The following is a 23,742-nucleotide window of genomic DNA, read 5'->3' on the forward strand; positions in this document are numbered from 1 at the left end:
CCAGCTCAACCCTTCCGAACCCCCACGGAAGGAACACGCGATGAAGTCCCCAGTCGGAACCTACGAGCTGCGCGGCGGCGCGCGCCTGCGCGTCTTCGCGGACCACGGCGACAGCGACGGCTACAGCCTGGAGATCACCGACGGGGAGCGAACCGTCCGCTACGACGGCGGGCACTCCGCCCGCGAAGTCCACGCCTTCCTGGCCCTGTTGACCTGATAAGGAGAGATCATGACGACCGCCCCTGAGCAGCAGACCGCGTACGTGGACGAACAGAGGTTCTCCTGCAAGTACGACGGCCCCGCCGACTTCGCCCGCACTCACGTGGACGCCGCAGGCGACATCGGCCTGCTCATTCGCTCCGGCGAGGCCATGGCATCTATCTACCTGAACCCGGAAGTCGCCGAGTCACTGGGCAACACTCTCGTACAGGGAGCCACGCAGTCCCGCACCCTCGCCAAGGAGATTGAGCGTGTCCGTCGGGAGGAGGCCGAGGCCGCGCGACGCCTCGGTGAGATGGAGGCCGCCCTACAGGCCGAAGCGGCGCGTCAGGCCGGGCAGCCCTACATGGTGGCCGGTGGATCGACTTCGCCGAGCGCCGTTCAATATCCTGCCTTCACCGACGCGCTCGCCGCCCCGCTAGCCGTGCAGTCCGACGCCCCGTCCGCCCCGCAGTCGACATTCGCGGACGTGCTGCTCCCCGCGAGTGACATCACCGCCCAGCGCGAGCGCGCGTTCCTACGAGCGAGCGAACTCCTTGGCCCGGATGCCGGGGTGGCTGCCCGCATCGCCATGGCGAACTACCTGCTTAAAGGCGGCCTGCAATGATCCCCCGTCAATGCCCCGGTTCACTGAGCGGGTTCCGCCGTGAGCCTCGCCTCCATCACACCCTGGACAGAAGGTATCTGACTGTGCGACAGTCGGAATTAGAGGCTCCGATAATTGAATCTTGCATCATTGAAAGGACTCCCAATGACTTCAGATACCTCCAAAACCCCTGGGGGCCGACCGGACGACATGCCGGAAGGTTTCATTGCACCTTTGAATACCGACATTCTCGCTCACTGGGATAAGTTGGACAGCAGGCTCTACAACCTTCGCCACGAACTTACTCCCGACGGAAAGCCGCTCAGCATTCCGCTGGACGCGACGCCGACCAACCCCAAGGATCTCCCCGGCACGGAGAACAGCTAGGCACTGATCTAAGCCAGGGCCCCCGGCACATACCTACAGAGACCGCGCCAGGGCGGAGAGCCGTTCACCACGGAATCCCCACCCACACCAAGGCCCCCGGCCGGCACTGCTCACACAGTGCTGACCGGGGGCCATTTTTGTGTTTCAGGACCCGCCCGCCCTGGGCTGCTCGTCCTTCTCCTTCGGTGGCTTCAACCCGCGCGGCTTCTTCCATACGATGTCCAGCCGGTCCGCCTTCAGCCGCGCCCCTTGGTAGGGGGCTTTCTTCAGGTACACCCGCTCGATCGCCAGCCGCAGGAGTTGCCCCCGGAAGTGGGCGTCCGACGTCTCCCACAGCTTCAGGCAGCGCTCGGGATCGGTCAGCACCGAGATGTCGCCCATCGGCTGGGCTACCGCCTCCCACTCCGCGCGGGCGCTCTCCACGTCCTCCACCGCCGCTCGGCGCAGCGCGATGAACGTCTGCTCGCCGTCGCGGCCCGTGTAGGCTCCGCCCGCGTTGAGGCGGTCGAGGCGCGCCACCGCTTCCTCCGCCAGCTTGATCTGCCCCCGGGCCTCGGACTCCTTCTGGCTCTCCTCCGGCTGGGAGAGGACCACCCAGTTTTCCGCGACGGCCAGCATGACGGGGTCCAGCCGGTCCGCGGTGGTCAGCTTCTTCCGCCACTCCTCCGCAAGGACCCGTTCCACTGTGGGGCGCATGCCGGACACCGGGTCGGGGCAGTCGTCCAGTCCGAGGTTGAGCCGCCCGCACCGGAACGACTGGCCGTGGATCGTCGCCGTGTGCCCGTTCTTCGGGTTACGGCCCCCTCCGTCGCACCACATCAGCCCGCTGGCCGGTGACCGCTCGGGGGTCTTCTGCTGCTCTTCCACGGTGGGGAGGTTCGTGCGCCGCTCGAAGCCGGCCGCGATCCTGCGGTGCTTGTCGACGGTCGCCTGCGGGATGCCCTCCACTCCCTTGGCGAACACCCGCACCGGCTTCCCCTTGGCGTTCAGGTAGAGGTGGTGGTGGCCGTTCACCGTGAAGATCTGCCATCCGAGGTAGACCGGGTTCCGCAGGATCTTGCCGACAGTGTTCGATCGGACGGGGCCGCCCCGCGACGAGCGGTAGCCGTCGGCGGTCAGCCCCAGCGCGATCTTCCGGTTCGAGGAGCCCTCAGCGGCCTCGTTGTGCATGCGCTCGATCATCGGCCAGAGCTTGCCGTGCTTGAGCTTGCGCTTCTTCGTGACCTTCAACCCGATGGGCGGCCCTGACAGCCACTTGCCTTCCTCTCGCTGCTGGGCCTTGGTGTCGCGGACCTTCTCCGACAGGACACGGCTGTACTCGCGGGCGTCCTCCGCCTTGCCGACGATGCGGGAGCGGTCGGCAGGGATCTCGGTGTCCAGCCGGTCCAGGTCGAAGACCAGTCGCTTGCCGGGCACGTCGAGGATCTTGAGTACGTCGCCCGCACCCTGACGGCTGTACCGCGAGGAGTCGTACACCCACAGGCAGTCCGAGTCGCCTTCGAGCAGCGCGTGCACCGCCGCGTCGAACTCCGGACGCTTCACGCCCTTCTTGTAGGCCGAAAGGTTCTCCCGCCAGATCCGGCGGATCTCGTACCGGTTGTCTTTCGCCCAGGCCCGGCCCTTCACCTCCTGTGCCTTCAGCGACAGGATGTCCCGGGTAGCCGTGCCCCGCACGACCTGAGACTTGCGAAGCAGCAGGTCAACGTACCGGGTCGGCTCCGCAACCGATACCTTGCGTGCCATGGTTCCACTCTCCAGTCAGCAGCGCGGGCCCGCACCCGGAAGGTGCAAGGGCGACCCGTCGCTCTGGATGGACGAGGCGAACACCTTCATAGGCCCCCGCATCGGCTTGCCCGAGCTCCCGTACATCCGCTGGACGGAGGTCTTCCGCGAGGACCCTGACGGCCTGCACTGGAAGACCCGGGACCTCGTCGCCTGGGCGGCCGGCCGGCCCTTCGTCTGGCTGGACGACGAGCTCGGGCCGCAGGACATCGAGTGGATCGCCGCCCACCACCCGGGTCCGGCCCTGCCGCTCTGGGTCGACCCCCGGGCGGGGCTCGGGGAGCTGCACTTCGCGGCGCTCCGGGAGTGGGCGGAGGACGGCGAGCGGGTGGAGGCCGGGCAGTGAGCGGGGACGCCGGAGGGACGGTCGTCGGGACGGTCGAGCGCCTGCGCCGGTACCCGGTGAAGTCGCTGCTGGGGGAGGAGTTGCCGCGCGCGGACGTCACCGGGCGCGGCCTCGCGGGCGACCGGGTCCGCGCCCTGCGCGACATCGGGACGGGCCGGATCGCCAGCGCCAAGCACCCGCGGCTCTGGGCCGGCCTGCTCGGGTTCAAGGCCGGGACGGCGGCGGACGGCACGGTGGCGATCACCGGCCCGGACGGCCGGGGCGTGGACGAGGCAGCGCTGTCGGAGGCGCTCGGCCGCAAGGTGGAGCTGATCGCCGAGCGCCCGCCCGGGGCGACGATCGAGCGGGCCGTGCCGGAGGAGGTGCTGGCCCGCGGGATCGGGGAGGACGTCGCCTTCACCGTCAACGAGCTGGGCCGGGCCGCGCCGGACGGGACGTTCTTCGACTTCGCGCCGCTGCACCTCCTGACCACCTCGACGCTCGGCGCCGCGGGTGCGCAGGCCGAGCGCTACCGGCCGAACGCCGTGATCCGGACCGGCGGCACCGGCTACGTCGAGAACGGCTGGGTGGGGCGGGAACTGGGCATCGGGCCGAGCCTGCGCCTGCGCGTCCTGGTGCCCACCCCGCGCTGCGCCGTGCCGACGCTGCGGCACGGACCGCTGCCGCGCAGCGCGGACGCCCTGCGGGTGCTCGCCGCGGAGAACCGCCTGGTGCCGCTGGAGGGCATGCCGGAGCTGCCCTGCGCGGGCGTGTACGCGCAGGTGCTGGCGCCGGGGCCGATCGCGGTGGGGGACGTCGTCACGCTGCGCTGAGGACGGGCCCGGTCAGGCCTCGTCCAGCACGGCCGCCAGCGCGTCCAGGAAGCGCGCGGTCGTCGGCTCGTCCCGGACGGCGATCCGCAGCCACTCCTCGCCGAGGCCCGGGAAGGTGTCCCCGCGGCGGACGGCGAAGCCGCGCGCCCGCAGCCGCTCCCGCACGGCGGCCGCGCCCGGCAGCCGGACCAGGACGAACGACGCGGCCGGTTCCCCGTGCACCCGGAGGGACGGGAAACCGGCCAGGCCCTTCAGCAGGTTCGCGCGCCACAGGGCGAGTTCGGCGGCGGCCTCCTCCGCCTCGGCCAGTGCCGCCGGCGTGCTGCACGCCTCGGCCGCGGCCAGCGCCGGGGTGGAGACCGGCCAGAGCGGCTGCGCGGCGCCGAGCTCCGCGATCAGCGGCGCGGGCCCGAGCACGTAGCCGATCCGCAGCCCGGCCAGGCCCCAGGTCTTGGTGAGGCTGCGCAGCACGACCACCCGGCCGGGCAGGTCCCGGGCGGCGGCGAGGGATTCGCGCTCGCCGGGCACGGTGTCCATGAACGCCTCGTCCACCACCAGGGTGCGCCCGGGGCGGGCCAGCGCGGCCACGGCGTCGGCGGGGTGCAGGACGGAGGTCGGGTTGGTCGGGTTGCCGAGGACGACCAGGTCGGCCTCCTCCGGGACGGCGCCCGCGGTGAGCCGGAAGCCGTCCGAGGGCGACAGGAGCGCCCGGTGCACGGCGTGCCCGGCGTCGCGCAGTGCCGCCTCCGGCTCGGTGAACTGCGGGTGCACGACGGCAATGTGACGTGGCGTCAGCACGCGTGCCAGCAGGACGAATGCCTCGGCGGCGCCCGAGGTGAGCAGCACCTCGTCCACCGGCCGTCCGTGCCGCGCGGCGACGGCCGCGCGCGCGGCCGTCTGGTCCGGATAGGCGGCCAGTTCGCCGAGCGTGGCGGCGAGGCGCTCGCGCAGCCAGGACGGGGGCGTACCGGTGCGGACGTTGACGGCGAGGTCGACCAGGCCGAGCCCGTCGGCGCGCACCTCGGCGTCGCCGTGGTGGCGGAGGTCGGGTTCGGCTCGGGTCACGCCGGGTCTCCTTGGTGCTGTTCCCGGGGCTGGTCCCGGACGTCGAGGGGCAGACCGGGGACGCGCAGGACGTCGTACGCGCCGGGCGGCACGCTCAGCGCGGCGCCGTCGCCGAGGGCCACGAGGGCGACGTCGTGGCCGTGCGAGGCCAGGGTGGCGGCGGCCCCGGCGCTGTCGTCCGTCGCGATCCGCCGGGTGGCCGGGCGCAGCAGTCCGGCGGCCGCCGCGACCGCGTCCGGCGGGCCGACCACGGCCGAGACGCTCCGCAGCGCCTCCAGGGCGCGCGGCACGAGCAGGTCGTGCGGCCCGGGGCCGAGGCCGACCAGCGTCAGCCGTCCGCGCAGCGCCGTCCGCGCGATCGCGATCGTCGCGTGCGCCGACTTCCGCTTGGCGACGACGAGTTCGCCGCCCGGCGCGCTCGCCAGCGCCGCCGCCTCGGCGACGCTCGCGGTGCCGACGGCGGCGCCGACCGCGGCGGAGGGGTTCGGCACCGGGACGGCCGCGAGCACGTCCGCCGGGTGCTCGTCCACCGGCGTCCGGCCGAGGCACCAGCGGGCCCAGTTCACGGCCGGGTGGTCGCCCTTGCCGGCCACGGTGGCGATGCGGGCGATCGACTGGCGGGACAGTCCGGTCTCCCGCAGGACGTCCATGAGCAGCCGCATCGCCTCGGTGTCCTCGGTGCCGCTGCCCGCGCCGATGCCGAGGACGAGCGTGCGGGGGAGGACCGCGAGGTCGCTGTCGGGGTCGTCCGGGTCCTGCGGGTCGGGGATCCGCAGGACGGGTTCCTCCGCGGGTGCCGCTGTCGGGCCGCCGGTCCCGGGGGTCGCCTGCCGGGCCGGCTCGGCGAGCGCGGTCTCGCGCGGGTCCCGGCGGTCCGTGATCACCGGCTGGACGCCGAGCACGGCCGCCACCTCCCAGGCCAGCTCCGCGGTGGCAGGGTCGCTGCTCAGCGGGATCACGTATCGGCGCAGGGGGTCCACGCAGAGCAGGCCCTTGTCCTTGCTGCTCAGGTGGCCCGCGTAGTCGAACAGGCGGGCGGCCCCCGGGAGGGGGGCGAAGCAGATCACGTACTCGCACTCGACGAGCGCCAGCGTGATCGCCTCGGGCGGGCCGAAGCAGTTGCCGGCCGAGGCCCGGTAGACCTTGCTGCTGTCCGGCCAGGCGGCGTGCAGTTCGGCGGCGAGTGGCCGCAGCGACCCGTTGACGGCGACCAGCCCGATCACGTCCAGCTCCTCAGCTCGCTCCTTGACCAGGGTTTGACCCGGCTTCGGGCCGGCCCCGTCCGGACCCGCCCCGACGGCCAAAAGCCCAGGTGATCCCACCACGCCCGGCCGGAACGGGTCAATCGCCGGCGGCTGTGACGTCGGTGGGGCGGCCCGCGCGCGGGCGGCAGCTGTTCGTCTGTTCTTCACTTGTCTTGTGCGGTACACGACACCGCGGCGATCCTACTGTTTTCGGCGCTCAACCCCCATCAAGCCCGAAGCACATTCGACGCCCGGAGGACCCCCATGGCCTTCGCACGACTCCGTACCCCCGGCACTCCTCGCCGCCGCACCCTGACCGCGCTCGCCGCGGCCCTCGGCCTCTCGGCCGGTTCGCTCGGCCTGTGGGCCGCGACCGGCGACGCCGCGGCCGACACCGCCGCCGCCCTGCCGACGCCGGACCACATCGTGGTCGTCGTCATGGAGAACCACGCCTACTCGCAGGTGGTCGGCAGCTCCAGCGCGCCCTACGTCAACAACACCCTCGTGGCCGGAGGCGCGACGCTGACCCAGTCCTACGCACTCACCCACCCCAGCCAGCCCAACTACTACATGCTGTTCTCGGGCAGCTCCCAGGGCGTCACCGACGACAGCTGCGTCGATGTCGGCACCATGCAGGCGCCCAACCTGGCCTCCGAACTGCTGGACGCCGGCCAGACCTTCGCCAGCTACAACGAGGGCATCCCCGGCGTCGGCGCCACCGACTGCCGCGTCGACAACTACGCGCAGAAGCACAACCCCTGGTTCGGCTTCGGCAACGTCCCGACCTCCAGCGCGTACGGCATGGACGCGTTCCCGGCCGACTTCACCACCCTGCCCAAGGTGTCGTTCGTCGTCCCGGACCTCTGCGACGACATGCACGACTGCTCGGTCGGCACCGGCGACTCCTGGATCCAGACCAACCTCGCCGCCTACGCGGACTGGGCCAGGAGCCACAACAGCCTGCTCGTCATGACCTTCGACGAGGACAACAAGCTCTCCGGCAACCGCATCCCCACCGTGGTCTACGGCGCGCACGTCGCCCCCGGCAGCAGCACCTCCACCAGCTACAACCACTACGACGTGCTGCACACGCTGGAGGACCTGGCGGGCCTCAGCGCGCACGCCGGCAACTCCGCGAGCGCGAACGACATCACCGGCATCTGGAACTGACGCCCGTGTACGTCGCGGAATCCCGCAGCTCGAAGGCCCCCGCCGCCCCGGCCGAAACGCCGGGGCGGCGGGGCGCCGCCCTGCGCGCCGTGCCCGGGGCCGTCATCGCCCTCGGCACCGTCAGCCTGGTCACCGACATCTCCTCCGAGATGGTCAGCGCCGTCCTCCCGCTCTACCTGCTGACCGGGCTCGGCCTCTCGCCGCTCGGCTTCGGGCTGCTGGACGGCATCCAGAACGGCTTCAGCGCGCTCGTCCGCCTCGCCGGCGGCCACCTCGCCGACCGGCGCGGCGCCGGCGGCGCGCCCCGGCACAAGGCCGTCGCGGCCGTCGGCTACGGCCTGTCGGCGCTGTGCAAGCCGCTGCTGCTGTTCGCCCACACCGTGCCCCTGATCGGCGCCGTCATCGCCGTCGACCGCACCGGCAAGGGCCTGCGCACCGCCCCGCGCGACGCGATGATCTCGCTCGCCAGCGACCCCGCGCACCGCGGCCGGGCGTTCGGCGTGCACCGCGCGATGGACACGGCGGGCGCGCTGCTCGGGCCGCTCACCGCGTTCCTGGTGCTCCGCCTGGCCGGCGGCCCGCTGCTCGCCGACGGCGGCGAACGGCACGGCTACGACGCGGTGTTCACCGTCAGCGCCTGCGTCGCGGTGTTCGGCGTGCTGGTCCTGCTGCTGTTCGTGCCGAACCGGCTCACCGGCGACGAGCCCTCACGTGCCGCCCCCTCGCTGCGCGACGGCCTGCGGCTGCTGCGGCTGCCCGGGCTCCGGCGGCTCACCGTGTGCGCCGTCCTGCTCGGACTCACCACCGTCAGCGACTCGTTCGTCTACCTGCTCGTCCAGCGCCGCCTCGACCTGTCCATCACCCTGTTCCCGCTGCTGCCGCTCGGCACCGCCGCCGCCTTCCTCCTGCTCGCCGTGCCCATGGGCCTGCTCGCCGACCGGATCGGCCGCCGCACGCTGTTCCTCGCGGGGCACGGGCTGCTGCTCCTCGCGTACGGGCTGCTGCTCTCGCCGCTGCGCGGACTGCCCGCGGTGATCTGCGTGCTCGTCCTGCACGGCTCCTTCTACGCCGCCACCGACGGCGTCCTCGCGGCAGCCGCGGCCGACACCGTGCCCGCCGAGCAGCGCGGCGCCGGGCTCGCCCTCGTCGGCACCGGGCAGGCGCTCGCCCGGTTCGCCTGCTCGCTGCTGTTCGGCGCGCTGTGGAGCGCGACCGGCGGCTCCACCGCGCTCGCGTGGTCGGCGGGCGCGCTCGCCCTGTGCGTCGTCGGCGCGGCCGTCGTGCTCCGCGAACCCGCCCGTGAGGTGTCCTCGTGAACCAGCCCCTCCAGAACCAGCCGCTCCTCGACGAGCCCGTTCCGGACCGGCCCGTCCAGGGCCGGACCCTCGGGAACCGGGCCAGGGTGCTCATCCTGCTGGTCGCCGTCCTGCTGCTCGGATCCGTCGGCACCGGCGCCGTCCTCCACGCCTCCGACCGCACCGCCCGCCGCGACCGGCCGCAGGCGGGCGGCCCGGCCGTCTCGTCCGGGACGGTGTCCCTCAAGGCCGCCCCGGACGGCCGGCGGCTGGTGTTCCGCAACATGGCGTGGGGCCCGCACCGCGACGAGCTCACCACCGTCCCGGCCGACCGCGCCGACGGCCCCCGCACCGCCTCCGGCGTCAAGTGCCTGCGCTTCCACACCGCCGGCGGCACCGGCATCTGCCTCCAGGCCGAACACGGCGCCCTGGAGGACACCTACCGCGCCGTCGTCCTCGACGACCACCTCAAGGAGACGCGCTCCTTCCCGGCCGCCGGCATCCCCACGCGCGCCCGCGTCTCGCCCTCCGGCCACTTCGCCGCCTGGACCGTCTTCGTCAGCGGCGACTCCTACGCCGGCACCGACTTCTCCACCCGCACCTCGATCGTCGACGTCCGCGACGGGAACCTCCGCGAGAACCTGGAGACCTTCGACGTCATCAAGGACGGGCAGCCGTTCCGGGCGCACGACGTCAACATCTGGGGCGTCACCTTCGCCGACGACAACACCTTCTACGCGACCCTCGCCTCCGGCGGCACCACCCACCTCGTCCGCGGCGACCTCGCCGCCCGCACCCTCACCACGCTCCACGACGACGTCGAGTGCCCCTCGCTCTCCCCGGACGGCACCCGCGTCGCCTACAAGAAGCGCGTGCCCGGCCTGCCCGCCGATTCGCCCTGGCGGCTCTACGTCCTCGACCTCGCCACCATGACCGAGACCGCCACCGCCGAGCAGCGCAACATCGACGACCAGGCACTCTGGAGCGACACCGGCACCCTCCTCTACGCCCTCCCCGGCGACTACGGCGCCGACCTGTGGACCGTCCCGGCCGACGGCACCGGCGCCGCCCGGCGGGTCACCACGGCCGCGGTCGCCCCCGCGTACGTGGGGTGAGCGAGGGGGCGGCGGAGCACGTCGAGGAACTCTCGGCCGCGGTCCCTCGTCGAGCACGGTGACGGCTCGATCGAACGGGGGAGCGACAACGGTGGACGGAATCCCGCCCGAGCGCGTGGTCACCGACTCCTGGCCCGCCCTGCACGGCCGGCCGGTGCTGCGCCGCACCGTCGCCGTGAGCCTCGTGCTGCTCGTCTCCGTCGCGGCGGCCCTGCTCGTCCGGGGCATCAACACCCTCACCCTGGGCGGCGGCGGCCGCGAGACCGACCGCGACCGCGCCGAACGCCTGGCCGGCCTCCACGCGTCCCAGCACCCGGGCGCGGGCCGCGCCTTCGTGCCCGTCGGCTCCGTCTACACCCACGCGCCCGACGGGTCCGCCGTCGCGTACCTCCACTACCGCGTCGCGGGCGGCAAGGACGTCGGCCTCGCCGACTTCCTGCGCGCCTACGACCTGCCCGACCCGGGCCCCGCCGCCCCGCTCCCGCCCGACCTCTCCACGGCCCTCGGCGGCAACGAACCCACGACGGCCCCGGAAGTCCCCGAGCCGTCCCCGTCGGCGCCCGAACTCCCCGGGCCGTCCCCGACTTTGACCACGGAGATGGCCCCGGCGGACCCGGTGCCCGTGCCCGCGCCCGCGGCCGTCGACGGGGACGAGGACGAGGACGACGACACCCCGCCGCCGCCCACTCCGACGGCGACGGCGACCGCGACCGCAACCGCGACGGTGACCGTGAGCCCCGCGGCCACTCCGACGGCGGCTTCGGCCGCCCCCACCACGACCGCCGGCCGCCGCATCTACGTCTCCACCATCCCCGGGGGCCTTCCCGGCGCCGCCGACATCTACGTCCGCGCCACCGGCTGACGCGTTCCTCTCCCGCCCCGACGCCGTGCCCCCGCCGAGCGGGCTCGGCGGGGGCACGGGACGTCAGCGGGCGGCTGGTGCCGCTTCGGGGGCCGGGTTCGTCGTCGCGGGCTTCGGGGCCGGGACCGGGACCGGGATCGGGGCCGGCGCCGCGGGCTTCGGGGTGCGGGCCGGGGACTGGCCGGCCACCAGGGCGCCCAGGGCGATCAGCAGGCCCAGGACCTGCCACGGGGTGAGCGTCTGGCCGAGGACGACCAGGCCGCCGATCGTCGCGACGACGGGGTTGATCAGGCCGAGGAAGGACGCCGGGCCGGCGCCCAGGCGCTCGATGCCGCGGAACCAGAGGACGTAGCCGAGCGCCGTGCCGAACAGCCCGAGGTAGGCGAACCCGGCCAGGTTGGTGGCGGTCAGCGCGGGCGGTGCGCCCTCGACGACGGCGGCGAGCGGGACGAGGAAGACCGAGCCGGCCAGGAGCTGCCACGCGGTCAGGTCGAGCATGGTGGCGCCCTCGGGACGGCCCCACCGGCGGGTGAGGACCGTGCCCATCGCCATCAGCCCGATCCCCGCGACCATCGCGGCGATGCCGACGCCGTCCAGCCGTGCGCCGCTCTTGAGGACGAGGAGCGCGACGCCGCCGACCCCGGCCAGTCCGGCCAGGACGGTCCGCCGCCCGGGCCGGATGCCGAGCACGCCGATCGAGAACCCGGCGACGAGCAGCGGCTGGATCGCCCCGATGGTCGCCGCGACCCCGCCGGGCAGGCGGTACGCGCCGACGAAGACGAGCGGGAAGAACAGCCCGATGTTGAGCATCCCGAGCACGGCCGCGCGCCCCCACCAGCGCCCCTTGGGCAGTCTGCGCCCCATGAGCAGCAGGAGCAGCCCCGCCGGGAGGGCGCGGACGACGGCGAGCAGCAGCGGACGGCCCTCCGGCAGGAGCTGCGTGGTGACGAGGTAGGTCGTGCCCCAGGCGGCCGGGGCGAGGGCGGCGGTGGCGGCGATTCCCAGGCGGTTCCGGTCCATGGCGGGTTCCCCTCAACGTTGATTATCTGAACGTTGAGATAAATTGTGCGCCGAGGATCTGTGAACGTCAAGTATGTGAAGGTTAAGATAAACGGGTACGGACAGCGGCCGGAGGAGGCGGAGGCCATGCAGGAGCAGGTGCAGCAGCGCGACACCGTGGACGACATCGTCGACCAGTGGGCCCGGGCCCGCCCCGAGATCGACAGCGGCCCGATGGCCCTGATCGGCCGGCTGCGCCGGCTCAACCTCCGCGTCGACTCCGCCCTGCGCGAGTACTTCACCCAGCACGGCCTGGACACCTCGGAGTTCGACGTCCTCGCGACGCTCCGCCGGGCCGGCGAGCCGTACGAGCTGAACGCCCGCGCGCTGCTCAAGTCCGCGATGGTCACGTCGGGCGCGATCACCAACCGCGTGGACCGGCTGTCCGCGAAGGGCCTCGTCGAGCGGCACCCCTGTCCGGGCGACCGCCGGGCGGTCCTGGTCCGGCTCACCCCGGAGGGCAAGGAGCTCGTCGACACGCTGCTGCTCGGCCACGTCCGGAACGAGGAGCGCCTCCTCGCCCCCCTCGACCAGGGCGAACGCACCCAGCTGGACGCGCTGCTGAAGAAGCTGCTCGTCGCCCACGGAGACGTCGAGCGGGTGTAGTGCCCCGGGCGGGACGACGTATCCAACCGATCCCCGGTCGCGTTAGACCCGGCACAACCGTGCCGGAGGAGAACGCCGATGAAGGACAGGACACCCAGGGACATCGCCGTCGACGACCAGCTCCGAGCCGCCGGCGCCGAGGGCAGGGAGTGGCTCATGGCCGCCGGCTGGGGTCCGCCGGTGACGATCCCGATCCAGCAGGCGGCCCGCTGGCAGCAGGAGGCCCGCGCCCGGATGCTCGCGGCCGAGGCCGACGACACCTGGACCTTCTGCGAACACCTCTGCGCCGGCGGCCCCCAGCCCGTCGTCGTCCACGCCGAGGCCCCGGAACGGATGCTCTGCCGCGCCTGCTCCACCGCCGAACGCCCCACCCGCCGCTGCCTGGAATGCGGCCGCCCCGCCGCCTCCGCCTCCCCCGCCGACGGCCGCGAGGACGTCTGCATGGGCCCCGTGGCGATCTACACCCGCCTCCGCTGCCCCGCCTGCCACCAGGCCGACCCCCTCCGCGGCACCTTCGCCGCCGGCCGGCCGTAGGGGGCCGGTGGGTGGGCGAGCTGCCTGGGGGCCGGGATCGGGACTGACCTCCTCGCCGTCGGTCACGCCGGCCCCGGGCCCCCTATACTCCCTGTGCTCGATGAGGCTGGGGGAAGCATGCTGAACAATTTCTGGGTGGCGCTGCTCGCCTTGCTCGGCGCGGTGCTGGTGATCCGACTGGCGACGCTCCCACTGCTGGTGCGCGCCCAGGCGGCAATGCGCCGGAGGGCGTTGACGGCCCTCGGGGAGGACGCGGGCGCGGGCGCCCCGGGCGGCATCGGGGCGGCCATCGGTGATGCCGCCGTCACCGTGCTGACCGCGGCCGGGGTGGTGGCCGTGACCCCCGCGATGTTCGTCTTCGGCGACAGGCTGCTCGTGCGGCCGTTCGACACGGCCAACGCGCGGTACATCTCCTTCGAGGTGCACCTGGCCGTCCACCTGGCCAGGACCTGGTACATCACGGTCTTCGTCGTGTGCCTGGTGCTCTGGCTGGGGCTCTCCTACCTGACCCAGCGCAACGTGCTGGCCACCGGCCTGCCGCAGCAGGCGTGGCGCTCCAGGCGGACTCAGCTCAGGGTCGTCGGACTGCTGGTCCTCCGTGCCGTGCTCGCCGTGTTCGTCCTGCCGGTGATCCTGGTCCCGGCCGCGCTGGTCTTCCAGATCGTGGCCGTGATCACGAGTCGCCGGCCCAAGCCCGTCGGCACCGGTGCGGCACAGCAACCGCCGCCGAACCCGTACGGAGCGACCGTGCCGCCGCAGCAGGGGTACGTTCAGACGCAATACGTTCCCCCGGCCCCGCAGTTCGCCCCGCCCGCCCCCGCGACTCCGCCGACCCCGCCGGCCCTGCCCGTCCCGGCCGTCGGGCAGCCGCTGAGCTCCCACGAGCCCCGCGTCATCGGCGGCTACCAGCTCCTCGGCCGGATCGGCTCCGGCGGCATGGGCACGGTGTACCTCGCCCAGCGGCAGGGCTCCGCGACGCAGGTCGCGCTCAAGACCATCAACCTCGAACTCCTCGACGACGCCGAGCTCCTGCGCCGTTTCCAGCGCGAGTCCGAGGTGCTGGCGATGGTCCCGGGCGCCTACACCGCCCGGGTGCTCGACTCGGGCGTGGACCAGGGTCGCCCGTACCTCGCCATGGAGCTGCTGGACGGCCGCCCGCTCGACGTCCACCTGCGCGAGCAGGGGCCGATCCGCTCCGCCGAGGCGCTGCGCGCCCTGGCGCTCGCGCTGGCCGTGGCGCTGTCCGGGGTGCACCGGCTGGGGCTGGTGCACCGGGACCTCAAGCCGGCGAACATCATGCTGACGACGGCCGGTCCGCGCCTGCTCGACTTCGGCATCGCGGCGATCGTGGACGGCACCCGGCTCACCATGACCGGCGGCGGGCCCGGCACCCTCACGTACATGGCGCCGGAGCAGTTCGGCGACGAGCGGGTCGGCACGGCCGCCGACGTGTGGGCGTGGGCGTGCTGCGTGGTGTGCGCGGCGCACGGCGCGAGCCCGTTCGCGGCGACCAGCACGGGAGCGGTGATCCGCCGGATCGTGGAGACCGGGCCCGAACCGGCCGCGGTCGCGGCGGTCCGGGACCTCGACCCGGGGCTCGCCGCCGTCGTGACCCGCGCCCTGGCCATCGACCCCGCGCAGCGCCCGGCGGACGGGGCGGCCCTGCTGGCCGCGCTCGCGGCGGCCCAGCGGGAGGCCCGGCAGGCGGCCCCGGACCCGGCGGCCGTCCACGACCAGATCACCCGGGGCTGGCAGACCCTGGCCCTCTGACGGCTAGTGCCGTGGACCTGTCCGGCCACGGCACTACGGCGCGACCGTCACCACCGGCTCGTGCCGGACCGGGAAGTTGACCGAGCTCGCGATGAAGCAGGCCCGGTGCGCGTCGGCGTGCAGGGCGAGCGCCTTCTCGACCATGCCCGCGGACGCGACCTCGATCCGCGGGTGCAGCACCGCCGAGGTGAAGTGCCCGCCCTCGGGCGTCTCGGCCATCGTGCCGACCGGGTTGTCGACGTACGAGGTCACGACGACGCCGTTGACGGCGCACAGGTGCAGGTACCAGAGCAGGTGGCACTGCGAGATCGACGCGAGGAGCAGCTGCTCGGGGTTCCAGCGGGCCGGGTCGCCGCGGAAGGCGGGGTCGGACGAGCCGGGGATGGTCGGCCGGCCGTCGGCGGCGACGTCGTGGTCGCGGCCGTAGGAGCGGTAGTCGCCGGTGCCGGTGCCCCGGTTGCCGGTCCAGGTGACCTCGGTGGTGTACGTGTGCAGCTTGGGCATGTGCGAGCCTCTCCGGACGGTCCTGGCGGACAGTCAATCGCACCCGGGGAGGTGGCCGAGGACGATTCGGGCGCAGCCGACCGCATCCGTCCGGGACGTGTCCACTTCCACGTCGTACGTCACACCCACGTGCACCGCCTGCGCCTGCGCCGCAGCCATCCCGGCGGCCCGGTCGCCGCGCGCCGCCTCCCGGGCGCTCGCGACGGCGGCGTCGCACCGCACGCCGACCCAGAGCACGTCCAAGCCGTCCAGCGCCGCCCGCCACCGCCGCTGCGAGGCCGCGCCGCCGAGGAACACCTCGTCGACGACGATCCGGGCGCCGGCCCGCGCCATCGCCGCGACCCCGGTCGTCCAGGCCGCGTCGAGCGCCGCGAACGCCGGTCCGACGCTCACCACGCCGTCGGCGTCCTCGCCCCCGCCGTCCGGGCCGCCGATGCCGCCGATCCCCTCGCCGCCCTCGCGCAGCCGTGGCGGCAGCGCGTCGACCAGGGTGTCCGTGCCGAGGTGCAGCCACGGCTCCGGCAGCAGCTCCTGGAGGTGGCGCGCGATGCTCGACTTGCCCGAGCTGGAGCCACCGTTGAGGACGACGACGTTCAGCGCGAACCCCCGTAGGCCGCCGCCGCGCCCGCGAAGGACGTGGCGAGTTCCGGGGTGCCGGCCCAGTGCAGGTGCAGGTACGACGCGTGGACGTTGCCGCCGGCGAAGCCCTCGGTGCGGGGTCCGGTGGGCAGGCGCCACCCCCAGGCGGGGTGGTCGCCGGCGGCCGGCTCGCAGACCGTGCGGTGGAACTCGTGGCCGCGCAGCCGGGTGCCGGCCGGGCCTAGCGGGGAGTCGTGCAGGGCGACGGCCTCCCGGTAGCCGAGGGTGAGCCGTTCGGTCATCCGGGCGGTGGTGTCGAGCACGCCGCACATCGGCTTCCCGTCCAGCTCCCGCCCCAGGTAGAGCAGTCCGGCGCACTCGGCCGCGATCGGACCGCCGGAGGCGGCGAACTCCCGGATCGCCGAGCGCAGTCCCGCGTTCCCGCTCAGCTCCCGGACGTACAGTTCGGGGAAGCCGCCGCCGATGACGAGCCCGGCGGTGCCCTCGGGCAGCCCGGAGGCGTGCAGCGGGTCGAACGGGACGACGTCCGCCCCGGCGGCGCCGAGGAGTTCGGCGTTCTCGGCGTAGGAGAAGGAGAACGCGGCGCCGCCCGCCACGGCGATCCGGGGCCGGCCGGCGACCGGCGCGACCTCGGCCGCAGGGTCCCACGGCTCGGCGTCCAGGGCCGGTGCGGTCCGGGCCAGCGCCAGCACCGCGTCCAGGTCCACCGAGGCGGCGACGAGGTCGCCCATGTCCGCGACGGCCTGCAGGGCCTCCGCCGACCGCTCCACGGCCGGGATCAGCCCGAGGTGGCGCGAGGGCGTCGCGACGGCCGTGGAGCGGCGCAGCGCGCCCAGCACGGGCACGCCGGAGCCCTCCTCCAGGGCCTCGCGCAGCAGGTGCTCGTGGCGGTCGGAGGCGACGCGGTTGAGGATCACCCCGGCGAGCCGCACCTCCGGGTCCCAGGAGGCGAAGCCGTGCACCAGCGCGGCCACCGAACGGGACTGCGAGCTGCCGTCCACCACGAGCACCACCGGCGCGCGCAGCAGCTTGGCGACGTGCGCGGTGGACGCCAGCTCCCCGCGCCCCGACGCCCCGTCGAACAGCCCCATGACGCCCTCGACGACGGCGACGTCGGCCCCGGCCGAGCCGTGCAGGAACAGCGGCGCGATCCGCTCCGGCCCGCACAGGAAGGCGTCCAGGTTGCGGCCCGGTCGCCCGGCGGCCAGCGCGTGGTAGCCGGGGTCGATGTAGTCCGGGCCGACCTTGTGCGGGGAGACCGCGAGCCCGCGGGCGGCGAGCGCGGCGATCAGGCCGGTGGCGACGGTGGTCTTGCCCGCGCCCGAGGAGGGCGCGGCGACGACGAGGCGGGGGATGCTCAAGGAATCACCATTCGATGCCGCGCTGGCCCTTGCGGCCGGCGTCCATGGGGTGCTTGACCTTGGTCATCTCGGTGACGAGGTCGGCGAAGCCGGTGAGCGCCTCGGGGGCGTACCGGCCGGTGATGACGACGTGCTGGCTGCCCGGCCGGTCCTTGAGCACGGACACGACCTCCTCCGGGTCGACCCAGCCCCAGTGCATCGGGTAGGTGAACTCGTCGAGCACGTAGAAGCGGTAGGTCTCGGCCGCGAGGTCGCGCTTGACCTGCTCCCAGCCCTCCTTGGCGGCGGCCTCGCTGTCCATCTCCATCTCGCTGGAGCGCTGGATCCACGACCAGCCGGAGCCCATCTTGTGCCAGTCGACGGTGCCGCCCTCGCCGGAGGCACCGAGGACGCGCAGCGCGTTCTCCTCGCCGACCTTCCACTTGGCGGACTTCACGAACTGGAACACCCCGACGGACCAGCCCTGGTTCCAGGCCCGCAGCGCCATGCCGAACGCGGCCGTGGACTTGCCCTTGCCGGGGCCGGTGTGCACGGCGGTGATCGGCTGCGTGCGGCGCTGGCGGGTCGTCAGGCCGTCGTCGGGAACGCTCTCGGGAACACCCTTGGGCATGCTGCTCAGGCCGCCTTTCGCATGGTGGTTGCACGGTTGTCGCGACTGTCGCGGACGAGCGAGGCGACGCCCTCGGCGCGCAGTTCGTCCAGGGTGACGGCGGTGCCGCCGAGGTGTCCGGCGAGGGTGCGGGCGAGGCCGAGCCGGACGGGGCCGGACTCGCAGTCCAGGACGACGCTCGCGACGCCCTGGGCGGCGAACAGCCCGGCGGCGCGCCGGGACTGCGCGAGCGCGTCGCGGCCGCCGGTGGCCCGTCCGTCGGTGACGACGACGACCAGCGGGCGGCGGGCCGGGTCGCGCAGCCGCTCGATCCGCAGCACCTCGTGGGCGCGCAGCAGGCCGGCGGCCAGCGGGGTCCGGCCGCCGGTGGGCAGCGACTCCAGCCGGGCCGCGCCGACCTCGACGGACGAGGTGGGCGGGAGCGCCAGCTCGGCGCCCGCGCCGCGGAAGGTGATCATGCCGATCTTGTCGCGCCGCTGGTAGGCGTCCATCAGCAGCGACAGCACGGCGCCCTTGACGGCGGTCATCCGCTGCCGGGCGGCCATCGAGCCGGAGGCGTCGACGACGAACAGCACCAGGTTGGACTCGCGGCCCTTGCGCACCTGCTCGCGGAAGTCGTCCTTGCGCAGCACGAGCGCGGCGCCGGAGCGCCCGCGCGCCACCTGGTGCGGCGCGGCCGCCTGGAGGGTGGCGGTCAGGTGCAGGCGGCTGAGGGCGCCCTGGGGGCGTCGCGCGCGGACGGTGTACCCGCTGTCGGTCTCGGCGGGGGAGCGGCGGCCCTGCGCGCCGTGGCCGGTGCCGCGCACGGCGAACAGCCGGGTGCGGTACGGGTCGCCGGCCGCGACCGGCGCCGACTCCCGCGCGGGGGCGGGGTGCTGGGCCGGGACGGGCTGCTGCTCGGGGAGGTCCGGGGCGGCGGCGTCGGAGGCGGCGGCCTCCGGGGCCTGCGGACCGCTCTCGGGCTCGGGCGCGCCGCCGCCGTCCGGGCCGGGGCCGCCGTCGTCGCCGGGGCCGGGGCCGTCCGGGTCGTCGCCGTCACCGTCACCGTCGGTCCCGGGGGAGTCCTCCGGGGAGTCCTCGGGCTGCGCGTGCTCCTCCAGCGTCCGGTCCAGCTGCTCCTCGTCCAGTCCGGGCGCGTCGAACGGGTTGCGGCGGCGCCGGTGCGGCAGCGCGAGCTGGGCGGCCTTGCGGACGTCCTCCTCCAGCACCTCCGCGCGCCCGTCCCACGCGGCCAGCGCGACGGCCGTCCGCGCCATGACGATGTCGGCGCGCAGCCCGTCCACCTCGAACGCGGCGCACACGGCGGTGATCTGCCGGAGCGCCACGTCGGTGAGCTCGACCTTGGGCAGCAACTCCCGTGCGGCGGTGATCCGTTCGGCGAGCGCCCGCTCCTCGCCGGCGAACCGCGCCGCGAAGCCGGCCGGGTCCGCGTCGTAGGCGAGCCGCCGCCGGACGACCTCGGCGCGCTCGGCCGGGTCGCGCGTCGCGGCGATCTCCACGGTCAGGCCGAAGCGGTCGAGCAGCTGCGGCCGCAGCTCGCCCTCCTCCGGGTTCATCGTGCCGACCAGCAGGAACCGGGCCGCGTGCCGCACCGAGACGCCCTCGCGCTCGACGTAGGAGCGGCCCATCGCGGCGGCGTCCAGCAGCAGGTCGACGACGTGGTCCTGGAGCAGGTTCACCTCGTCGATGTAGAGCACCCCGCGGTGCGCCTTGGCGAGCAGTCCGGGCTCGTACGCCTTGACGCCCTCGGCGAGCGCGCGCTCCAGGTCGAGCGAGCCGACGATCCGGTCCTCGGCCACGCCGACCGGCAACTCGACCAGCTGGGAAGGCCGTTCGCTGCTCCCCGAGGAGGCGTGCGGTCCGTCCGGGCACTGCGGGTCGGGCGCGGCCGGGTCGCAGGAGAAGCGGCAGTCGTCGACGGTGGCGATGGACGGCAGCAGGCCGGCCAGCGCGCGGACCATCGTCGACTTGGCGGTGCCCTTCTCGCCGCGCACCAGCACGCCGCCCACGGCAGGGGAGACCGCGTTCAGCAGCAGTCCGAGCCGCAGGTCGGTCATCCCGACGACCGCGGTGAACGGGTAGCGGACGTCACTCATGCGTTGCCAGCCTCCTCAGGCGCACCGGGCGGCAGGAACGGCAGCGTTCCGGCCGCCGGCACCCCGCCCTCGATCAGCTTCCACAGCGCGTCGGTGTCCGCGTGCTCCTCGATCAGGTCCCCCAGACGGTCCAGCCGGGCCTCGCGCGCCTCGGCGAACGAGGTGTCCGGCGCCGGGACGAACGCGCGGCCCGCCAACGCGGCCACCTCGCGCAGGAACTCCCGGCGGAACCCGTCGTTCTCCAGCGCGCCGTGCCAGGTCGTGCCCCACACCGAGCCCACCCGGCACCCGTCCAGGAAGGGCTCCCCGCCGTCCACGGCGACCACCCCGTGGTGGATCTCGTAGCCCTCGACGCGGTGCCCGTAGGCCTCGCCGACCGGCCGGGCGAGCACCTTCTCCACGCCGAACCGCACGCGCGTCGGCAGCAGGCCGAGCGCGTCGACGGCACCGGCCTTGGACTCGACGTCGTCGACGATCGAGCCCGCCAGCATCTGGTAGCCGCCGCACACCCCGAGGACCGGCAGCCCGGCCGCCGCCCGCGCCCGCAGCGCCGGCTCCAGCCCGCGCTCGCGCAGCCAGGCGAGGTCGGCCACGGTGGCCCGGGTGCCGGGCAGCACGACGAGGTCGGCGTCGGCGAGCTCCTCCGGCCGGGTCGCCCAGCGGACGAGCACGCCGGGCTCCTGCGCCAGCGCGTCCAGGTCGGTGAAGTTCGACAGCCGGGGGAAGCGCACCACGGCCACCCGCAGCACGTCCGCCCCGAGCGGCCCGCGCCCGTCGACCCGGTCCACTACCGTCGACAGGTCCAGCGAGTCCTCGGCGTCCAGCCACAGCCCCGGCAGCATCGGCAGGGTGCCGAGCACCGGACGGCCGGTCAGGCCGTGCAGCATCTCCAGACCGGGCGCCAGCAGCCGGGCGTCCCCGCGGAACTTGTTGACGAACCAGCCGGCCACGTGCCGCTGGTCCTCCTCGGACAGCAGCGCCAGCGTCCCGTACATCGCCGCGAACACGCCGCCCCGGTCGATGTCGCCGACCACCACGACGGGCAGCCGGGCGGCCGTCGCCAGGCCCATGTTGGCGATGTCCCGGTCGCGCAGGTTGATCTCGGCGGGCGAGCCCGCGCCCTCGCACACCACCACGTCGTAGCGGCGGCGCAGGTCCGCCAGGCACTCCAGGGCGCGCTCCAGCAGGACGGGCTTGCGCTCGCGGTAGTCCAGCGCGCCCACCTCGGCGACCGGCCTGCCGAGCAGCACCACCTGGCTGCGGCCGTCCGCGCCGGGCTTGAGCAACACCGGGTTCATCGCCGCCTCCGGCTCCACCCGGGCGGCCTGGGCCTGCATCGCCTGGGCCCGGCCGATCTCGGCGCCGTCGGCCGTCACGAACGAGTTCAGCGACATGTTCTGCGCCTTGAACGGCGCCACCCGGACGCCCCGGCGGGCCAGCCACCGGCAGATGCCCGCCGTGACGACGCTCTTGCCCGCGTCCGAGGTCGTCCCCGCGACCAGCAGCGCGTTGGTCATGCCCTTCCCCTCCTCAGCAGCGATCGCAGCAGGACGTGCCCCGCGACCGTCGTACCCAGCGCCAGCGCGCCCACCCGCCGCGACAGCGCGCAGGCCCGCTCGATGTCGTCCACCGTCACCGGCCGCAGCTCCGCGCCCAGCACCGGCCGGTGCTCGACGCGCTCGCCGTACCGCAGCGTGCCGCCCAGCCGCACGCCCACGGCGCCCGCGAACGCCGACTCGGCCTGCCCCGCGTTCGGGCTCGGATGCGCCGAACCGTCCCGCCGCCACACCCGCCAGGCCGTCCGCGGCTGCGGCGCGGCGGCCACCGTCAGCAGCGCCGTCAGCCGGGCGCCAGGCCAGCCCGCCACGTCGTCCAGCCGGGCCGAGGCCCAGCCGAACCGGGCGTGGCGCGGCGAGCGGTGACCCACCATCGCGTCCAGCGTGTTGACGGCGCGGAAGGCCAGCAGACCGGGCGTGCCGGCGAGGGCGCCCCAGGCCAGCGCGTTCACGACGGCGTCCGCGGTGTTCTCGGCCACCGACTCCACGACGGCGCGGGCGATCTGCTGCCCGTCCAGCGCGCTCGGGTCGCGCCCGCACAGGTGCGGCAGCCGCTCCCGGGCGGCGGGCAGGTCGCCCGCGGCCAGCGCCCGGCCGATCGTGCGCGCCTCCCAGGTCAGCGAGGTGCCGCCGAGCACCGTCCAGGTCGCGGCGGCGGCCAGCGCGGCCCGCCCCAGCGGCCGGCGGCCGGCCGTCCGCTCCAGCGCCACCGCGCCCGCCGCGACGGCGCCCACGCAGAGCGCCGTGTACACGGCCCCGGTGGCCCGGTCGTCGCGCCACATCCGGCGCTCCAGACGGGTCGCCGCACCGCCGAAGACGGCCACCGGGTGGCCGCGGCGCGGATCGGCGTAGCGGGCGTCCGCCAGGTAGCCCGCGACGGCGCCGACCGCGAAGGCGGCGGCGCGGGTCAGCGGGCGCACGACGGAGGGGGACAGGGGAGGGCTCGGCGGGTCGGGGCAGCCTGCATCGCGTGCGAGTCCTCACTCAGGGTCCGCGCCCTGGATCGACGTACCGGGGGCGAGAGTCTCCTGGCTTCCGGGTCGAACGCACCCCCGGAGCCTTCCGGCAGTACGTCAGCGAAGACTGACGGTCCGCCGTGGCGTCGTTCCGGCCGTGCTCCCCGGTGACAGTGGCGGGACCGCGCCGGACTCGCACCGGCTTCCTCTGCATGCCTCCGTTTGGCCCTGGGATCCCATCACGCGGCCGAACCGGGAGTCAACCGAGGTCACGGAGGGGTTGGTCACACGAGGGAGGCCCGGCGCGCGCCCCCGAACGCCCCCGTCACTACCTCCGAGTACTGCCGCCGCAGGGGCATGACATCCTGTGTGATCCTCCAGCGGTCCGCGCGCGCCCTCCCCGGCGCTTCGTGCGTTCGGCGGCTGGGGGCCCGTTCGTACCGGCCCTAGCGTTCGTTCACATGCGACGAAGACAGCCTCCGCCCGCCCTGCCCCCGGTGCCGTTCTCGCCCGCCGCGGCCCGCGCCCACCGCGCCGGGCTCGGCCTGACCCCCGAACAGGTCGCCGGCGGCATGGCCGCGCACGGCGTCCGGCTGCTGCCCACGCACGTCATCGCCTGGGAGAGCGGCGAGCTGCGCCCCACCGAGGAGGAGTTCATCGCCCTCGCCCGCGCCCTGTGGTGCCCGCCCGCGCAGCTCATGGGCACCCGCCCGGCCCGCCTGCGCGACCACCGCGTGGCCCGCGAACTGAGCCAGGACACCGCCGCCCGTCGCATCGGCGTCGCCCTGCGCGTCTACCAGGAGGCCGAACTCACCGGGACGTGGGACGGCGACGAGGAGCGGACGCACGCGCTCGCCCAGGTGCTCGGACTGCGGCTCACCGAACTCGTCGAGGTGACCGGCCGCGGCGCCGAGCTCGACCAGCGGCTGCGCAGGTGCGTGGACGGCCGCTGGCAGCCCCACCTGCGGGCGGTCGCGCGGCTCGTGCCGGTCCACGAGGACGACCTCGCGACCGTCCTGACGGCCCTGCACCAGGAGCACCAGGTGTCCTCCCCGCACTGGGGCGCCGCGACGCCCACCCTGCCCCCGCGCGACCGGCCCCTGGCCCCGCGCTTCTGGGAACTCCTCGGCCGCCTCCACACGGAGATCCCGGTCTGACCCGTCCCGGCCGCCCCGTCCCCGGCTCCCACCCCCACCCCCACCCCGTC

General features: G+C 74.5%; 24 protein-coding genes and 1 riboswitch. Of the genes, 13 read left to right on the forward strand and 11 right to left on the reverse strand.

Annotated features, from left to right (window positions below; translation table 11 throughout):
* The first annotated feature begins 40 nt into the window (after positions 1-40).
* From ACFXDE_RS21255 to ACFXDE_RS21265, 3 genes are all read left to right on the forward strand, one after another.
* Positions 41-217, forward strand: coding sequence for a hypothetical protein (locus ACFXDE_RS21255; protein WP_380496384.1), 177 nt, complete (start codon positions 41-43; stop codon positions 215-217).
* Between the two features lie 12 nt (positions 218-229).
* Positions 230-826: a hypothetical protein gene (locus ACFXDE_RS21260; RefSeq protein ID WP_380496386.1), complete on the forward strand. Its 597-nt coding sequence runs from the start codon at positions 230-232 to the stop codon at positions 824-826.
* Between the two features lie 144 nt (positions 827-970).
* Positions 971-1,192 carry a hypothetical protein gene (locus ACFXDE_RS21265; protein WP_380496388.1) on the forward strand — a complete coding sequence of 74 codons (222 nt, stop codon included), beginning with the start codon at positions 971-973 and terminating at the stop codon, positions 1,190-1,192.
* A 144-nt stretch (positions 1,193-1,336) separates the two neighbouring features.
* Here the strand turns inward: ACFXDE_RS21265 and ACFXDE_RS21270 are convergent, their stop codons facing one another.
* Entirely contained in the window at positions 1,337-2,935 is a 1,599-nt protein-coding gene (locus ACFXDE_RS21270; RefSeq protein WP_380496390.1) for a recombinase family protein, read from the reverse strand.
* Here ACFXDE_RS21270 and ACFXDE_RS21275 point away from each other — a divergent pair.
* Positions 2,934-3,320 (forward strand): hypothetical protein, encoded by a 387-nt coding sequence (locus ACFXDE_RS21275; RefSeq protein ID WP_380496392.1) that lies wholly within the window; start codon positions 2,934-2,936, stop codon positions 3,318-3,320. The two genes, ACFXDE_RS21270 and ACFXDE_RS21275, sit on opposite strands and share 2 nt — an antisense overlap.
* A complete protein-coding gene (locus ACFXDE_RS21280; RefSeq protein ID WP_380496394.1) occupies positions 3,317-4,132 on the forward strand; it encodes an MOSC domain-containing protein in 816 nt (271 codons plus the stop codon). Before ACFXDE_RS21275 ends, ACFXDE_RS21280 begins: the two co-directional genes overlap by 4 nt.
* Before the next feature lie 12 nt (positions 4,133-4,144).
* Here the strand turns inward: ACFXDE_RS21280 and cobC are convergent, their stop codons facing one another.
* Both cobC and ACFXDE_RS21290 read right to left on the reverse strand, forming a co-directional pair.
* Positions 4,145-5,197 carry an Rv2231c family pyridoxal phosphate-dependent protein CobC gene (gene cobC / locus ACFXDE_RS21285; RefSeq protein WP_380496396.1) on the reverse strand — a complete coding sequence of 351 codons (1,053 nt, stop codon included), beginning with the start codon at positions 5,195-5,197 and terminating at the stop codon, positions 4,145-4,147.
* The gene (locus tag ACFXDE_RS21290; RefSeq protein WP_380496398.1) at positions 5,194-6,420 is read right to left on the reverse strand and encodes a cobalamin biosynthesis protein; all 1,227 of its coding nucleotides are present in this window, start codon (positions 6,418-6,420) and stop codon (positions 5,194-5,196) included. Before ACFXDE_RS21290 ends, cobC begins: the two co-directional genes overlap by 4 nt.
* A 285-nt stretch (positions 6,421-6,705) precedes the next feature.
* Here ACFXDE_RS21290 and ACFXDE_RS21295 point away from each other — a divergent pair, with 285 nt between their 5' ends.
* The 4 genes from ACFXDE_RS21295 to ACFXDE_RS21310 all read left to right on the forward strand — a co-directional run bounded on the left by ACFXDE_RS21295 (position 6,706) and on the right by ACFXDE_RS21310 (position 10,883).
* Positions 6,706-7,611, forward strand: a complete 906-nt coding sequence (locus ACFXDE_RS21295) for an alkaline phosphatase family protein (protein WP_380496400.1) — start codon at positions 6,706-6,708, stop codon at positions 7,609-7,611.
* 5 nt (positions 7,612-7,616) lie between these two features.
* On the forward strand, positions 7,617-8,927 hold the full coding sequence (locus ACFXDE_RS21300) for an MFS transporter (protein ID WP_380445228.1): 1,311 nt from the start codon (positions 7,617-7,619) through the stop codon (positions 8,925-8,927).
* 86 nt (positions 8,928-9,013) lie between these two features.
* On the forward strand, positions 9,014-10,021 hold the full coding sequence (locus ACFXDE_RS21305) for a TolB family protein (protein ID WP_380445243.1): 1,008 nt from the start codon (positions 9,014-9,016) through the stop codon (positions 10,019-10,021).
* 91 nt (positions 10,022-10,112) lie between these two features.
* On the forward strand, positions 10,113-10,883 hold the full coding sequence (locus tag ACFXDE_RS21310) for a hypothetical protein (protein WP_380496402.1): 771 nt from the start codon (positions 10,113-10,115) through the stop codon (positions 10,881-10,883).
* A 63-nt stretch (positions 10,884-10,946) separates the two neighbouring features.
* On the opposite strand, the gene ACFXDE_RS21315 is transcribed toward ACFXDE_RS21310, so the two are convergent.
* On the reverse strand, positions 10,947-11,903 hold the full coding sequence (locus ACFXDE_RS21315; protein WP_380496404.1) for an EamA family transporter: 957 nt from the start codon (positions 11,901-11,903) through the stop codon (positions 10,947-10,949).
* 75 nt (positions 11,904-11,978) lie between these two features.
* Between ACFXDE_RS21315 and ACFXDE_RS21320 the strand changes: the two genes are divergently transcribed.
* The 3 genes from ACFXDE_RS21320 to ACFXDE_RS21330 all read left to right on the forward strand — a co-directional run bounded on the left by ACFXDE_RS21320 (position 11,979) and on the right by ACFXDE_RS21330 (position 14,852).
* Complete coding sequence (locus ACFXDE_RS21320; RefSeq protein ID WP_380496406.1) at positions 11,979-12,548, forward strand: MarR family winged helix-turn-helix transcriptional regulator; 570 nt, start codon at positions 11,979-11,981, stop codon at positions 12,546-12,548.
* A 78-nt stretch (positions 12,549-12,626) separates the two neighbouring features.
* A complete protein-coding gene (locus ACFXDE_RS21325) occupies positions 12,627-13,082 on the forward strand; it encodes a hypothetical protein (protein ID WP_380496408.1) in 456 nt (151 codons plus the stop codon).
* A 117-nt stretch (positions 13,083-13,199) separates the two neighbouring features.
* Positions 13,200-14,852, forward strand: coding sequence for a serine/threonine-protein kinase (locus tag ACFXDE_RS21330; RefSeq protein ID WP_380496410.1), 1,653 nt, complete (start codon positions 13,200-13,202; stop codon positions 14,850-14,852).
* 33 nt (positions 14,853-14,885) lie between these two features.
* On the opposite strand, the gene ACFXDE_RS21335 is transcribed toward ACFXDE_RS21330, so the two are convergent.
* From ACFXDE_RS21335 to ACFXDE_RS21365, 7 genes are read right to left on the reverse strand one after another with little or no spacing between them, the layout of a single operon-like run.
* Positions 14,886-15,356 carry an OsmC family protein gene (locus ACFXDE_RS21335; protein WP_380496412.1) on the reverse strand — a complete coding sequence of 157 codons (471 nt, stop codon included), beginning with the start codon at positions 15,354-15,356 and terminating at the stop codon, positions 14,886-14,888.
* A 33-nt stretch (positions 15,357-15,389) separates the two neighbouring features.
* Positions 15,390-15,953, reverse strand: coding sequence for a chloramphenicol phosphotransferase CPT (gene cpt, locus ACFXDE_RS21340; protein ID WP_380496451.1), 564 nt, complete (start codon positions 15,951-15,953; stop codon positions 15,390-15,392).
* Entirely contained in the window at positions 15,950-17,317 is a 1,368-nt protein-coding gene (locus tag ACFXDE_RS21345; protein ID WP_380496414.1) for a cobyrinate a,c-diamide synthase, read from the reverse strand. Before ACFXDE_RS21345 ends, cpt begins: the two co-directional genes overlap by 4 nt.
* Positions 17,318-17,321: 4 nt before the next feature.
* Complete coding sequence (cobO, locus tag ACFXDE_RS21350) at positions 17,322-17,927, reverse strand: cob(I)yrinic acid a,c-diamide adenosyltransferase (protein ID WP_359960992.1); 606 nt, start codon at positions 17,925-17,927, stop codon at positions 17,322-17,324.
* A gap of 5 nt (positions 17,928-17,932) precedes the next feature.
* The gene (locus tag ACFXDE_RS21355; protein WP_380496416.1) at positions 17,933-20,023 is read right to left on the reverse strand and encodes a putative cobaltochelatase; all 2,091 of its coding nucleotides are present in this window, start codon (positions 20,021-20,023) and stop codon (positions 17,933-17,935) included.
* Positions 20,020-21,540, reverse strand: a complete 1,521-nt coding sequence (locus ACFXDE_RS21360) for a cobyric acid synthase (protein WP_380445238.1) — start codon at positions 21,538-21,540, stop codon at positions 20,020-20,022. The genes ACFXDE_RS21355 and ACFXDE_RS21360 overlap by 4 nt, the downstream gene beginning before the upstream one ends.
* Positions 21,537-22,499: a cobalamin biosynthesis protein gene (locus tag ACFXDE_RS21365; protein ID WP_380496418.1), complete on the reverse strand. Its 963-nt coding sequence runs from the start codon at positions 22,497-22,499 to the stop codon at positions 21,537-21,539. The genes ACFXDE_RS21360 and ACFXDE_RS21365 overlap by 4 nt, the downstream gene beginning before the upstream one ends.
* 101 nt (positions 22,500-22,600) lie before the next feature.
* A riboswitch (cobalamin riboswitch) is annotated at positions 22,601-22,745 on the reverse strand.
* Positions 22,746-22,996: 251 nt separating this feature from the next.
* Between ACFXDE_RS21365 and ACFXDE_RS21370 the strand changes: the two genes are divergently transcribed.
* On the forward strand, positions 22,997-23,692 hold the full coding sequence (locus ACFXDE_RS21370) for a helix-turn-helix domain-containing protein (protein WP_380445240.1): 696 nt from the start codon (positions 22,997-22,999) through the stop codon (positions 23,690-23,692).
* The last annotated feature ends 50 nt before the right edge of the window (positions 23,693-23,742 follow it).

The organism is Kitasatospora sp. NPDC059408, assembly GCF_042751525.1.
Lineage (GTDB): Bacteria > Actinomycetota > Actinomycetes > Streptomycetales > Streptomycetaceae > Kitasatospora.